13 protein-coding genes are annotated in these 13,300 nt (G+C 75.7%); 5 read left to right on the top strand and 8 right to left on the bottom strand.

The window, feature by feature from the left end:
* The first annotated feature begins 33 nt into the window (after positions 1-33).
* Positions 34-1,368, top strand: a complete 1,335-nt coding sequence (locus QMF98_RS11000; RefSeq protein ID WP_337973083.1) for a radical SAM protein — start codon at positions 34-36, stop codon at positions 1,366-1,368.
* Position 1,369: 1 nt separating this feature from the next.
* On the top strand, positions 1,370-1,657 hold the full coding sequence (locus QMF98_RS10995) for an SHOCT domain-containing protein (RefSeq protein WP_291758863.1): 288 nt from the start codon (positions 1,370-1,372) through the stop codon (positions 1,655-1,657).
* Here QMF98_RS10995 and QMF98_RS10990 read toward each other — a convergent pair.
* A complete protein-coding gene (locus tag QMF98_RS10990) occupies positions 1,627-2,217 on the bottom strand; it encodes a TetR/AcrR family transcriptional regulator (protein ID WP_291758860.1) in 591 nt (196 codons plus the stop codon). The genes QMF98_RS10995 and QMF98_RS10990 overlap by 31 nt on opposite strands.
* Before the next feature lie 140 nt (positions 2,218-2,357).
* On the opposite strand from QMF98_RS10990, the gene QMF98_RS10985 reads away from it, so the two are divergent.
* Positions 2,358-3,956 carry an MFS transporter gene (locus tag QMF98_RS10985; protein WP_337973082.1) on the top strand — a complete coding sequence of 533 codons (1,599 nt, stop codon included), beginning with the start codon at positions 2,358-2,360 and terminating at the stop codon, positions 3,954-3,956.
* A gap of 124 nt (positions 3,957-4,080) precedes the next feature.
* Positions 4,081-5,154, top strand: a complete 1,074-nt coding sequence (locus QMF98_RS10980) for a Kelch repeat-containing protein (protein ID WP_337973081.1) — start codon at positions 4,081-4,083, stop codon at positions 5,152-5,154.
* A gap of 44 nt (positions 5,155-5,198) precedes the next feature.
* Here QMF98_RS10980 and QMF98_RS10975 read toward each other — a convergent pair whose 3' ends face one another.
* Together QMF98_RS10975 and QMF98_RS10970 are read right to left on the bottom strand one after the other, a co-directional pair.
* Complete coding sequence (locus tag QMF98_RS10975; RefSeq protein ID WP_337973080.1) at positions 5,199-6,395, bottom strand: outer membrane protein assembly factor BamB family protein; 1,197 nt, start codon at positions 6,393-6,395, stop codon at positions 5,199-5,201.
* A 120-nt stretch (positions 6,396-6,515) separates the two neighbouring features.
* Positions 6,516-6,806 carry an antibiotic biosynthesis monooxygenase family protein gene (locus QMF98_RS10970; protein ID WP_337973079.1) on the bottom strand — a complete coding sequence of 97 codons (291 nt, stop codon included), beginning with the start codon at positions 6,804-6,806 and terminating at the stop codon, positions 6,516-6,518.
* A gap of 116 nt (positions 6,807-6,922) precedes the next feature.
* Here QMF98_RS10970 and cofC point away from each other — a divergent pair, with 116 nt between their 5' ends.
* The gene (gene cofC, locus QMF98_RS10965; RefSeq protein ID WP_337973078.1) at positions 6,923-7,615 is read left to right on the top strand and encodes a 2-phospho-L-lactate guanylyltransferase; all 693 of its coding nucleotides are present in this window, start codon (positions 6,923-6,925) and stop codon (positions 7,613-7,615) included.
* A gap of 49 nt (positions 7,616-7,664) precedes the next feature.
* Here the strand turns inward: cofC and cofD are convergent, their stop codons facing one another.
* The 5 genes from cofD to QMF98_RS10940 form a co-directional block, all read right to left on the bottom strand.
* The gene (cofD, locus tag QMF98_RS10960) at positions 7,665-8,651 is read right to left on the bottom strand and encodes a 2-phospho-L-lactate transferase (protein ID WP_337973077.1); all 987 of its coding nucleotides are present in this window, start codon (positions 8,649-8,651) and stop codon (positions 7,665-7,667) included.
* A complete protein-coding gene (locus QMF98_RS10955; RefSeq protein WP_337973076.1) occupies positions 8,648-9,508 on the bottom strand; it encodes a putative F420-0 ABC transporter ATP-binding protein in 861 nt (286 codons plus the stop codon). Before QMF98_RS10955 ends, cofD begins: the two co-directional genes overlap by 4 nt.
* The gene (locus QMF98_RS10950) at positions 9,499-10,539 is read right to left on the bottom strand and encodes a putative F420-0 ABC transporter permease subunit (RefSeq protein ID WP_337973075.1); all 1,041 of its coding nucleotides are present in this window, start codon (positions 10,537-10,539) and stop codon (positions 9,499-9,501) included. The genes QMF98_RS10955 and QMF98_RS10950 overlap by 10 nt, the downstream gene beginning before the upstream one ends.
* 5 nt (positions 10,540-10,544) lie before the next feature.
* Positions 10,545-11,612, bottom strand: coding sequence for a putative F420-0 ABC transporter substrate-binding protein (locus tag QMF98_RS10945; protein WP_337973074.1), 1,068 nt, complete (start codon positions 11,610-11,612; stop codon positions 10,545-10,547).
* 175 nt (positions 11,613-11,787) lie between these two features.
* Positions 11,788-13,218 (bottom strand): aminotransferase class I/II-fold pyridoxal phosphate-dependent enzyme, encoded by a 1,431-nt coding sequence (locus tag QMF98_RS10940; RefSeq protein ID WP_337973073.1) that lies wholly within the window; start codon positions 13,216-13,218, stop codon positions 11,788-11,790.
* Positions 13,219-13,300: the final 82 nt, after the last annotated feature.

Here is a 13,300-nt window from a genome sequence, read left to right as displayed (position 1 = left end):
GTCGGTCGGTCCAGGGAGCGAGGGGTGGGTGCCATGCCCGTCGGGACGGCGCTCGCTGGGGCCGCCGACGTGGTGCGGCTGCTCGACGCCCCGGCCGGCGCCTACGTGCACGTCCCGTTCTGCTCGTCCATCTGCCCGTTCTGCCCCTACAACAAGGTGCGGCTGGGCGACGTGCCCGCGATGCCGTACCTGGAGGCGCTCCGGCGGGAGGTCGACGCGGTCGTCGACGCGCACACGGCCCGGTTCGGGTCGTTCACCTCGTTGTACGTCGGGGGCGGGACGCCCACCCTGTTCCCGGAGGTGCTGGCCGACCTGGTCGAGCGCGTGCCGACGGCGGGACGTCGAGCCGTCGAGGTGCTGCCGACGCACGCCACGCCCGCACGGCTCGACGCGCTGGCCGCCGCGGGGTTCGACGCGGTCAGCATCGGTGCGCAGTCGTTCCACGACCCGGTGCTGCGTCGGCTGGGTCGGCCGCACGACGCGGACGCCTCCCGCCGGGCGGTGCTGGCGGCCGTCGGGCGCTTCGCCGTGGTCGACGTGGACCTCATCGTCGACGTCGCCCTGCCGGGGTCGTCGCCGGCGGCCGCGACCGCCGTCCGCGCGTTCCTCGACGACGTCGCCTGGTGCTTCGAGACCGGTGCCGACCAGGTGTCGACCTACCCGTTGATGCGCTTCGGGTACACGCCGTTCGGCGTCGCGCGGCACGCCCGCCGCCGCGAGCACGCCGTGCTGTCGCAGGTGGCGGAGCTCGCCCGTCGCCGCGGGTACGAGCGCCGCTCGGTGTGGACGTTCAACCGCCTGGGCAGCGCGCCGTACACGTCGATCACCCGGCGCCGGTTCCTCGGCATGGGTGCCGGCGCCTCGTCGGTCACGGGCAAGGACCTGCTGGTGAACCACTTCGGCCTGGCGGCGTACGAGGCGGCGGTCGCCGCCGGCCGGGTGCCCGTCGCCCGGCGCTTCCACCTCGGCGCGCTCGGCGGCGCGGCGTACGAGGCGTTCTGGCAGGCGTACGCCGGTGCGGTCGACCCGGCCACCCTCGCGGCGACCTACGGCCTGAGGGGTGCCGGACCGGTGCGCGGGCTGACGGCGGTGGCCCGAGCCGCCGGGCTGGTCACGCCGGACGACGGGCTGCTGCGGCTGACGCCGCGCGGCTACGACGTGTTCCACGACCTCGAGCGTGCGGTGACGTACGGGCTCATCGAGCCGCTGTGGGCGCAGATGCTGCGCGAGCACGCCGACGTGGCGGGGCAGCCCGCGGGGGGCTGGGCCCGACCGGCCCGCGGGCGTAGCGGCCCGGTGTGGTGGCTGGCCCGGACGCTGACGGAACGCCGGGTGCCCGACGGTGCCCGGCCCGCTGAGAGGAGCTGACGTGCACCCGTTCTACGAGCACAGCGGCCGGCTGGTGGCGGACCGGGACACCCGCGCGCTGGGGCTGGTGTCCATGGCGGCGTACCTGCTGTTCTGGGCGGCGGCGATCCCGGTCGCGCTGCGCGCGCTGCGCCGTGCACAGGCATCCGTGGGCCCGGACGGGAACCGTGACCCCGCGCTGGAGATCGTCCGGGCGCGGTACGCCCGGGGAGAGATCGACGAGCGGGAGCTGCGGGAGCGGACCCAGGTGCTCAGGCCTCAGTCGGTGGACGGGGTGCGCCGGAGGTAGGGCTCCAGCAGCTCGTGCGCGAGACCGCGGGCGCGGCGTTCGCTGACGCCGTCCTCCACCATGCGGCTCACGGCGTAGACCAGGGCCTGGACCAGCTCGGCGGTGCGGTCCGGGTCGCTGCTGCCGTGCTCCCGGAGCGCGGCGACGAGCGGCGTGCGCAGCTCGTCGTGCAGCAGGTGCGTCGACTCGGCGAGGGCGTCCGAACGTGCGACCGAGGCAAGGGTCATCGCGAGCGCGTGGTCGCCGCGCGCGACGAGGTGCACGTTGGCGTCGACGTACGCCAGCACCTTGCCGCCGGGCGTCGACTGGCGGGCCATCCGCTGGTGCACGTACCCGGACCAGCGGGGAAACGTGTCGGAGACCAGGGCGTCGAGCAGGTCCTCCCGGGAGCTGAAGTAGGAGTAGACGCTCGACCTGGCCAGACCCGCCCGCTGCGCGACGTCCGCCAGAGCCGGCGCCTCCGTGGCACCCTCCGACAGCAGGTCGCGGGCGGCGTCGAGCAGGGCGGTCCGCTGCGCTGCGCGGTGCTCGGCGACGGTCGGTGCCTGGATGCGGGGCACGGCGGCCTCCTCGCTGCCGGTCGGGGCTGCGCGAGCGCGGAGCCGCGGAGCCGGGTCGGGCTCATGATAACGACGGGGTGTCGAGACCCCCGGGTGGCACCGATTGATTTTGCCGACACGGTGTCGGTAAAGTCGCCGCCGTGACCCAACCTGCCGCCGCACCCCCCGCCGTCCCCACCCCGCCGAGCGGGCCGTCCGGGGTGCTCGACCGTCGCGCCTGGGCGGCGCTGCTCACCATCGGGTTCGGCGTCGCGCTGGTGATCATGGACGCGACCATCGTCAACGTCGCCCTGCCGGTGGTGATGGCCGACCTGCACCTGACCGCCGCCGACGCGCAGTGGCTCAACGCCTCCTACGCCCTGGTGTTCGCCGCCGTGCTGATCACGGTGGGGCGGCTCGGCGACCTGCACGGGCGGCGGCGGCTGTTCGCCGCCGGGATCGTGCTGTTCATGGCGGCGTCCCTGGTCGCCGGGCTGAGCGGCGGTGCCCCCCAGCTGATCGTGGCCCGGCTGGTGCAGGGGCTCGGCGCGGCGATGGTGGTGCCGAGCACCCTGTCGACGCTCAACGCGACGTTCACCGGGCGGGCGCGCGCGATCGGGTTCGCCGTGTGGGGATCCGCGATCGGCGGCATGGCCGCCATCGGCCCCCTGCTGGGCGGCTGGCTGGCCACCGACGTGTCGTGGCGCTGGGCGTTCTGGCTGAACATCCCCGTCGGGCTGCTGGTGGTGGTCGGGATCGTGCGGGTGGTGCCGGAGACCCGGGACGCCACCGCGGCGCCGGGACGCGACGCGTGGGGTGTGCTGCTGAGCGCCGCGGGCATGGGCGGCATCGTGTTCGCGCTGATCGAGTCCTCCTGGTTCGGCTGGACGCGGCAGCCGTCCGGTGCGCTGTCCCCGGTGCCGTTCGCCCTGGTGGGCGGCGTGCTGGCGGTGGTCGCGTTCGTGGTCGTCGAGCAGCGTCGGGCCGCCGTCGGTCACCACGTGCTGGTGGACCTGTCGCTGCTGCGGCTGCGCACGTTCCGCGCGGGGATCGTGGCGGCGCTCATCGTCGCGTTCGGCGAGTTCGGGCTGCTGTTCACCCTCCCGCTGCTGCTCCAGGGAACCCTCGGCTACACCGCGCTGGGCACCGGCGGCGTGATCCTGTGCCTCGCGATGGGCACGTTCCTGGTCTCCGCCGCACTGCCGCGGCTGAGCGGCCGGATGTCCCAGCGGGCGATCGTGCAGACCGGGCTCGCGCTCGAGGCGGTCGCGGTCGGCGGGCTGGCGCTCAGCCTGTCGACCAGCATCTCGACGCTCGCGCTGTGCCTGTGGCTGTTCGGCTACGGGGTCGGTGTCGGCATGGCCACCGCGCAGCTGACCTCGCTGCTGCTGTCCGACGTGCCGGTGCAGGAGAGCGGACAGGCCTCCGGGCTGCAGAGCACCGTGCGCCAGCTGGGCTCGGCGCTGGGCGTCGCGCTGCTGGGCGGCCTGCTGGTGTCCACGCTGGCCTCGAGCACGCGCGCCAACCTGGGCGCCGTCGGCCTGCCGACGGCCGCGGTGGACGGCCTGACCACGGCGGTCAAGGACAGCGCGGGCATCGCGATCGCGGGCCTGCAGGCGGCGCCCGGCATGCACGCCGCAGCGACGGCCGCGGCGGACGCCATGGTGCACGCCAGCCAGGTGACCACGGGTCTGGCCGCCGTCGCGCTGGCCCTCGGCCTGGCCGCGACGTTCGCCCTGCCGAGGCGCGCCGCCCGCTGAGACCCGGCCGGTCCCGGCTGGACAGGACGCGCCGTACGTCGTCTGATGGGCGCTCCGGCCGGTCAGCGGCCACCCGCGGCGGGCAGCACCCTGCGGCCGCGCCCCCACCCTCGACGGAGGACGCATGCCCGCACGACGGGTCCCCGGAACGGCTGCTGTGCTGGCGGTGGGCGTGGCCACAGCGGGCCTGGTCGCGGCGTGCAGCCCGTCGGCACCGGCACCGGCGAGCACGCGGGCCTCGGCCGCCGTGAGCTCCGGTGGCGTGCCGGCCGCATCCGCCGCGACGCCCGCGGCCTCGGCGCCCGGCGCATCGGCGTCGGCCGCCTCGGCCGGCCGGCTCACCGTCACCACGCTCGCCACGCACCTGCCGACGCCGTCGTCCCGCATGGTGGTGCTGGCCGTCGGCGACCGCCTGCTGCTGCTCGGCGGCCTGGCGGGGGGCTCCACCACGGCGAACGTCCTCACGCTGGACCCCGGCACCGGCGCCACCTCGGTGGTGGGGCACCTGGCGCAGCCGACCCACGACGCCGGTGGTGCGGTGCTCGGCGGGCGCGCCGTGGTGCTGGGCGGCGGCGTGAACGCGTCGACGGACCCGGTGCAGGCGATCGCGACCACCGGCGGCACCGGGACCGTGGTGGGCCACCTGCCGCAGGCGCGGTCCGACCACGCGGTGGCGGTGGACGGCGGAACGGCCTACGTGGTCGGCGGGTACGCCGCGACGGCCGAGCTGGCGGACGTGCTGGCCACCACGGACGGGACGACGTTCCGCACCGTGGCGCACCTGCCGACCACCGTCCGGTACGCCGCCGCGGCCGTGGCCGGCGGGGCGCTGTGGGTGCTGGGCGGGGAGCACTCCGGCACGCCGGTCGACCTGGTGCAGCGCATCGACCTGACGAGCGGCGCCGTCACCGTCGCCGGGCACCTGCCGGCGCCGCTCTCGCACGCTGCGGCGGCCACCCTCGGCGGGGCGGTGCTCGTGGTCGGCGGCACGCGCGGCGCCGCGCACCAGGACGTCGTGTACCGCCTGGACCCGGCGTCCGGGCAGGTGACCGCCGTCGGGCACCTGCCGGCGCCCACCTCGGACCCGGGGATGGCGGTGCTCGGGGACTCCGCCTACGTCGTCGGCGGTGAGACCGCGGACGCGGCCGGGAAGACGTCCGCGCTCTCGACCGTCGTCCGGATCCAGCCGGCTCCCTAGCGGCCGACGACCGGCCGCCCGCTACGAGGCGGCGGGCGCGACCGCTACCAGGCGCCCGGAGCGGGGGCCGTCAGCCCGACGACGGTGGCGTACGAGTGCGGCGGCACCGGGTCCAGCCCGTCCGGGGTGTTGAGGTACCCCGGCTGGTCACCCGCCTGGCCGGTGTGCCCGTACTGCCAGACGATCTTGTTCTGCGTCGGGTCCAGCACGATCACGCGGTGGTTGGCGTCGTCGTTGAGGATGACGTCGCCGTTCGGCAGGCCCTCGGCGAGCGACGGATGGTTCAGCCTCCCGTCGCCGCTGCTCGGGTTCCACCGCCAAATCGCCTTGCCGGACTGGTCGAACACCACCACCTGGCCGGGGTTCGAGTAGTCGACCGTGACGTACTGACCCGGCTTGTACTGGCTGGAGTCGGACGGGTAGGTGATGGTCGGCGGGTGCGTGGACCAGTAGACGTGCCCCGAGCGGTCCATCTCCTCGACCCAGTCGCCGTTGATCTCGGTCACCAGGAAGTGGCCGTTCGGCAGCGGGAACACGCCGTTGGGGCTGCCGAAGTGCGACGGCGGGTTGTGCTGGCACGAGCCGAGGGTGCCGAGCGTCCAGAGCGGGCTCTGCGAGGACGGTGACAGGTCGACGATCCGGCAGTTCTTGATGTCCGGGGCGATGACCGTGTGGTCCGGCAGCATCATGCCGTCGTCCGGGTTCCACAGCTGGTTCGGACCCGACCCGTGCGTGCCGGGGGTGCCGTAGCGCCAGACGATCTTGCGGCTGGCGATGTCGATCTGGGTGATGACGAAGTTGTCCTCCTCCGTCGCGACGATGCTCTTGCCGTCCGGCGTGAAGAAGGCGTCGTCGGGGATGAGGAACGTCTGGCCCGGTGCGAGGTCACCGGCCTGCGGCCACTGCCACAGCACCTGCCCCTGCGGGCTGACCACCACGAGCCGGTTGTTCTTCTTGTCCGCGATGAGGATCGGACCGGGCAGCACGCTGGGGTCCGAGCCGGGCGCCAGGTAGCCGGGGGTGCCGGCGGGCGCCGCGGGCGGCCACGCCGTCGTGGACGTCGCCGTCGGGCTCGGGGCGGCGGTGGCGGCCGAGCTGGTCGCCGGTGCGGACGACGGCGGGCGGGAGGCGGAGTCCGCTGCGGACGTCGAGTGCGCGGTGCCCGACGGACCGGCCGTGCAGGCGGACAGGATCAGGAGGGCGGACACCGACACGGCGACCAGCGGGCCCGTTCGTCTCATGCCGGGGAGTCTGCGGTGCCGACGGGCCGGACGCCAACCCGTCCCACGCGGCGTGTCGGCGCGGTGCGGCTGTCCCGCCGCCGCGCCCGAGCCCGGGCGGACGGACGCCCGCTGGTCTGGTCAGGCCGATGCGTGCTCGACGACACCCAGCACCGTGAGCGTCGCCGCTGCGCCCGCCGCGGCGAAGAACTGCACGCCTCGCGGCGTCAGCCCGGCGGCCCGCATCGCGTCGAGCGCCTCGAGCGACGCCCACACGGTGACGATCCGCCACTGCGTGTCGTCGCGGGCGTCGTGCAGCAGGTACGTCTCGACGATGCCCGGCTCCAGCTCCCCGACGCCCTCCCGGTAGGCGCCGACCAGGTCCGCCGCCCGCGCCGGGTCGACCTCGGCCTGCAGGATCGTGACGACCATCGCGCACCTCCACAGGAGCCGTGATGCGTGCATCACACCACTGCGCCGGACCGGTCGCACGGGCCGGTTACCGTGTGCCCGCGGGTCGTCGGCCCGCGGGAGGCGACGGGAGCGGCGTGCACGACGAGCACACAGACGGCGCGGCGGCGGCGCCCGGCGGGCGGACGTGGACCGTGGTGGTGCCCGTCAAGGACGCCCGGCACGGCAAGACGCGCCTGTCGGCGGTGCTGGCGGCCGGCCATCGGGCCGACCTGGTGCGGGCGATGGCGCTCGACACGGTCGAGGCGGCGCTCGCGTGCGACCGGGTGGCCCGCGTGCTGGTGGTGACGGCGGACCCCGCGGTGGCCGAGGAGGCGTCCCGGCTCCGGCGCGTGACGGTGGTGGGCGAACCGTCGCACGCGGGTCGGCGCAGCGGGCTGGACGCGGCGGTGCTCGCGGGCGCCGCAGCAGCCCGGCGCGATCTGCCGGCGCCGGTGGCCGTGCTGCTCGGTGACGTGCCGGCGCTGCAGCCGTCCGACCTGGGGGACGCGCTCACCGCGGCGGACGGCGTGGACCGCGGTCTGGTGGCCGATGCACCCGGTACGGGTACGACGATGCTGACCGTCGGGCCGTCCGCCGAGCTGGAGCCGCGGTTCGGGACGGGGTCGGCGGCGGCCCACCGGGCGCTGGGGCACGTGCCGCTCGACGTCCCGGCGGCGTCCACGCTGCGTCGGGACGTCGACGTCCCGGCCGACCTCCGGGCGGCGGCGGCACTCCCGCTGGGGCCGCGTACGACGGCGCTGATCGCGCAGCTGCCCCGGCTGGTCTGACGCGCCGGTCAGGCGCGTTCGTCCGGCCGCGTCCGGGCGCGGCGGTGGGTCACGGCAGCCGGTCCACCAGGGACAGCGCCGCAGCGGCGATCCGGGCGGTGGTCGGCACGTCGCTCATCAGGGTGCCGGTCGCGGCGGCCGCGAGACCGGCCAGGGCCAGCTCCGGCACCGCGCCGGCGTCCGCGTCGTCCACCAACCAGCCGTCCAGGATGCCGCCGGTCGACCGTGCTCCGTAGTGGTGGGCGACCGCGGCCGCGGAGGTCTCCACGCCGATCGCCGCCAGGCACGCGTCCGCCATGCCGCGCACGGGCGCACCGCCGATCACCGGGCTGACGCCGACCACCGGTGCGGCCGTCCCCGCCAGCGCGGCACGTACGCCCGGCACCGCGAGGATCGTGCCGATCGACACCACGGGGTTGGACGGGGGCAGCAGCACCACGTCCGCCTCGGTCAGCGCCTCGATCACACCAGGTGCCGCCGTCGCGACCTCGAGCCCCGCCTGCACGAAGCGCCGGGCCGGCACGCCGGCCCGCAGGCGCACCCACCACTCCTCGAAGTGCACGGTCCGGCCGTCGACCAGCTCGACGTGGGTCTCCACCGGCTGGTCGCTCATCGGCAGCAGCCGCACGCCCAGGTCCCATCGCTGGGCCAGCCGCGCGGTGACCTGCGACAACGTCAGCCCCTCCTGCAGCAGCTGCGTCCGCGCCAGGTGCGTGGCCAGGTCGAGGTCGCCCAGCGTGAACCACTCCCAGCCGAGGCCGTACGCGGCGAGGTCGTCCGAGACCCGGCTCGTCTCGTCCCGCCGACCCCAGCCCTGGCCCTCGTGCACCGCGTCGCCGAGCGTGTACATCAGCGTGTCCAGGTCGGGGCAGACGCGGACACCATGGAGCCACATGTCGTCCCCGGTGTTGGCCACCACCGTCACCTGTGCCGTGGTGCCGCCGGCGCCGTCCGGCAGCCGGTCGCGCAGCAGCGCCAGCAGGCCGCGGGTGAACCGGGCGCCGCCGACGCCGCCGGACAGCACGGTGATCCTCAACGGTCCTCCTGGGGTCGGGGGGTCGGACCGACCGGGGAGCGGTCGGTGAACGCGATGACAGGCCGTCCGGTGCGTGGATGGGTCAGCACCTCGGCCTCCACGCCGTACACCTGGCGCAGCAGGGCGGGCGTGAGCACGTCGGCGGGGTGGCCGGCGGCGGCCAGGCGACCGGCGGACAGCACGAGGACGTGCTCGCAGAAGGCCGCGGCGAGGTTGAGGTCGTGCAGGGCGGCCACCGTGGTGGTGCCGAGGTTCCGCACGAACGCCAGCAGGTGCAGCTGCGCGGCGACGTCCAGGTGGTTGGTCGGCTCGTCGAGCAGCAGCAGCGCGGGCTCCTGGGCCAGCGCGCGGGCGATCTGCACGCGCTGACGCTCGCCGCCGGACAGCGTGGCCCACGCGCGGTCGGCCAGGTGGGCGGCCTCCGCGGCCTCGAGCGCGCGGTCGACGGCGGCGGGGTCGTCGTCCGTGCCCCACCACGACCGGTAGGGGATCCGGCCCAGCGCGACGACGTCGCGGACGGTCAGCGGGACGGCCGAGCTCGACTCCTGCTCGAGCAGGGCGATGCGGCGGGCGCGGTGCCGACGGGGGAGCAGGTGCACGGGCACCTGACGTGATGGGACGGCGCCGGCCGTGCCGGCCGTGGACGTCGGCGCGGCACCGGGCTCGTCGTCCGACACCAGCACCGCGCCCGCCTGCGGCACCAGCAGCCCGGCGACCAGGCGCAGCAGCGTCGTCTTGCCGGCGCCGTTGGGCCCCAGCAGGCCGGTGAGCGCTCCGGTCGGCGGCGTCGCGTCGACCCCGTCGACCACCCACCGCCCGCCCAGCCGGGTCCCGACCCCCGCGATGGTCAGCTCCACGCCGACCCCTGCCCCCGTCGCAGCAGCACAGCGAACACCGGCACCCCGATCAGCGCGGTGACGATGCCGACCGGCAGCTCCCGCGGGTCGAATGCGGTGCGCGCCAGCGTGTCCGCCCAGACCAGGAACGTGCCGCCCGCTAGGGCCGCCACCGGCAGCAGCCGCCGGTGCGCCGGCCCGGTCAGCGCCGAGACGATGTGCGGCAGCACCAGCCCGACGAACCCGATCGCGCCGCTGACCGCCACCATCGCGCCGGTCAGCAGGGCAACGAGCGTCATCAGCGTCCACCGCGTGCGGTCCACGTGCAGGCCGAGCGCCGCGGCGCTCGTGTCCCCGAACGTGAAGGCGTCCAGCCGTGTCCCGCTGAGCACCAGCACGGTGCCGACCACCAGCAGCGCCCCCGCCGAGATGGCGACCGACCGCCACGTCGCTCCGGCCAGCGACCCCATCAGCCACGCGAGGATCTCCCGGTAGGAGTCGCCGGTGGCCGTCCAGAAGATGACGAACGACGTGCCGGCCGCCGCGAGCTGGGACACCGCCAGCCCCGCCAGCACCGCCCGACCCGGCGTCAGCGTCCCGCCGGCCCGGGCCAGTGTCAGCGTGCCGACCAGCGCCAGCAGCGCACCGGCGAAGGCGGCGACCGGCAGCACCAGTGCGACCCCGACCACCAGCACCGCGACGGCGCCCAGCGAGGCCCCGGAGGACAGGCCCAGCAGGTACGGGTCAGCCAGGGGGTTGCGGGTCAGCGACTGCATCACCGCGCCGGACAGCGCGAGGCCCGCCCCGACCGCCGCGGCGGTGAGCACCCGCGGCAGCCGCAGCTGCCACACGATCGCGTCGTGCAGCGTCGGCACGGGCGCCACCCCACCGGCTCCGAGCAGGTGCAGGTGCACGCCGATGCTGCGCGCCACCTCGCTCACCGCCAGGTGCGCGGGCCCGATCGTCACGGCCACCAGCACCGTGACGACGAGCGCCACCACGCCGACCGCCACGAGGACGGTCAGCGGGAGACGACGGACCCCTGCTGCCACCGGCGTCAGCCGGCGCTGGTGGTGCTGCTCGGGGCCGCCGTGGCGCCGCCCGTCGGCGCCGGGCCGCCGTCCAGGGCGTTCACGCCCGCGACCACGGTCTGCACCGCCTCGACGTTGCGGACGCCGGCCTCGGTCGCGGCGAACGGCACCACCACGTACCGGTGCTGCTTGACGGCGGCCAGCTGGGCGGTCGCCGGGTTCTGCTCGAGCGCCGTGATCTTCGACGCCGCGGTGTTCCACGTCGCGTCGACCAGCACGATCACGTCGGGGTTGGCCGCCACGACCTTCTCCCAGCCGACCGACGTCCAGGTGTCGTGCACGTCCGCGAACACGTTGGTCAGGCCGGCGGCGTCCATGATCATCTGCGGTGCCCCGATGCCGGCGCCGACGTACGGGGTGTCGTTGCCGGAGGAGTACCACAGCGCGGTGCGGTGGCCGGCCAGCTTGTGCACGGCCGCGAGGTCGGCCTTCTGCTTCGCGACGAGCGCCGCGGCGCGGTCCGGCACGCCGAAGATCTGCCCCACCTGACCGATCTCGCCGAACACGGTGTCGAACGTCAGCGGGTCGGGCATCGAGCCCTTCTCCTTGCAGGCCGCGGGGGAGACGTAGGTGCCGATCCCGCGCGAGGCGAGCGTCGCCCGGTCGCCCACGCCGGACGACGACACGTTGGACTCCCAGCCGGCGTAGACGAAGTCCGGGTTCGCGGCGAGCAGTGCCTCCTGGCTGGGCAGCGTGTCTCCGAGCACCGGCACCTTGGCCGCCGCGGCGGCCCACTGGCTGGGCACCGGCCCGTCGGCGAAGGCGGTGCCGACCAGGCGGTCGCCGAGGCCGAGCGCGAGCATCATCTCGGTCGCGCTGGACTTGATCGACACCACGCGGGTGGGCGGCTTGGTCACCGTCACCTGCGTGCCGCAGTCGTCCAGGGTGACGGGGCTGAACGTCGCCGCCGTGGCGGCCGCGGTGGTGGACGACGACGCGGAACCGGAGGCGCCCGAGGCGCAGGCGCCGAGCGCGAGGACAGGCGCGAGCACCAGGGGGAGCATCAGACGGGACGGGACGGCACGGCGGTGCATGGGAGGGCTCCTCGGCAGGTGGCGGGTCGGCGCACGTCGTCGTCGCCGCTCACACGGGAGCACGTCGCTCCCCGGAATCGCACCGCCCAGTGGGGACGGCGCGGCCCTCGCCAACATCCGGTGGGGTTCCGGCGCACACCCTAGGCACGCAGGTCGGAGCCCCACAACCGGCCGGTCACGGCGCCGCCGCGAGGGCCAGCGCGCGCGCCACTGCGTCGACGTCCTGGCGCAGCGCGCTGACCGTCACGCGCAGGTGACCGCCACCCTCCTGACCCGTGGCGGCGAACGGCCGGCCGCGGGCCACCCGGATCCCGGCCGCACCGAGCCGGACGAGCGCACGCTGCTCGTCCGCCACCGGGACCCACAGGTTCACGCCGTCCCCGGGGACCAGCTCCAGGCCGTGGTGCGCGAGCGCCTGCGTGAGCGCGCGCTGGCGTCCGTGGTAGACCCGGCGGGCATGCTCGACGGCGTCCACGGCGGGACCGTCGGTGAGCAGGTCCGCAAGGACGCGCTGCAGCAGGCGGCTGGTCCACCCGGGGCCGAGCAGGCGGCGGGCGACGAGCGCGTCGAGCACGGTGGCGGGTCCGCCGACGGCGGCGATGCGCAGGTCCGGACCGTGCGACTTGGAGTACGAGCGCACGTGCACCACCCGGTCGGGCAGCAGCGCACCCAGGCTGACGTCCCGTGCGGAGGAGATCTGGCCGGAGTGGTCGTCCTCCAGCACCCAGACGGGCTGGGGTACCGCACGCACGGCGGCTGCGAGCTCCCGCGCACGGGTCGGCGTCAGGCTGACGCCCGTGGGGTTGTGCGCGCGCGGTTGCAGCACCACGGCGGACGCCCCGGCGGCCAGCGCCGCCCCCAGCGAGTCCGGCACCATGCCGTGGGCGTCCAGCGTGACGGGCACGCGTTCGAGGCCCAGCTGGTCGAGCAGGTCGAACAGCGGCGGGAAGCCCGGGTCCTCCACGGCCACGCGGTCGCCGTACCCGCACGTGACGTCGAGCGTGCGCGCCAGCGCGTCGACCGCCCCGTCGACCACGGTCAGCCGTTGCGGCGGGAAGGGCCACGTGCCGCGCAGCAGGTGCTCGAGCTCGGGCACCAGGGACGGCGCGACGTAGCTGGCCGTCTCGGCCGCGGGCATGCGGGCCGAGACCCGCGCCAGCGCCGGGCCCAGCTCGGGCAGCAGCTCGGGGTCCGGCGTGCCGGTGGACAGGTCGAGGCGGCCGGGCGCCCCGCCGGTCAGGTCGCGGTAGCGCGGCGGCACGCGGTCCTCCGGTGAGGGCAGCACGGTGGTGCCGGCCCGGCCGCGGGACGACACCAGGCCGACGACGGACAGGGCGTGCCACGCCGAGCCGACGGTGGCGGGGCTGACCGCGAGCTCCGCGGCGAGGGCCCGGACGGTCGGCAGCCGGTCGCCGGGGCGCAGGCCGCCGGTGTGCACCATCCGCGCCACCGTCGCGGCGATGCCGCGCGGGCTGCGGTCGACGACCAGGTCCGCGAGGCGTGCCGCGGCGGCCCGGCCGTGCCCGAGGTGGTGCTCGTCGTGCCCGCGGCGCGGCCCCGCCTGCGAGTCCCGCTGCGAATCTCCCTGCGAATCCCCCTGGTCCACCACGGAATCGTCGGTGCTGGACGCGGTCGGTGCGGACCAAGGTCCCCACTGTTTACACGCGGCGCCCCGGAAGTTCCCGCAC

The sequence above is a fragment of the Cellulomonas sp. NTE-D12 genome, from assembly GCF_027923705.1.
GTDB lineage: Bacteria > Actinomycetota > Actinomycetes > Actinomycetales > Cellulomonadaceae > Cellulomonas.
The sequence above is the reverse complement of the archived record's forward strand: the minus strand, read 5'-3'. Positions and strand labels throughout refer to the sequence as shown.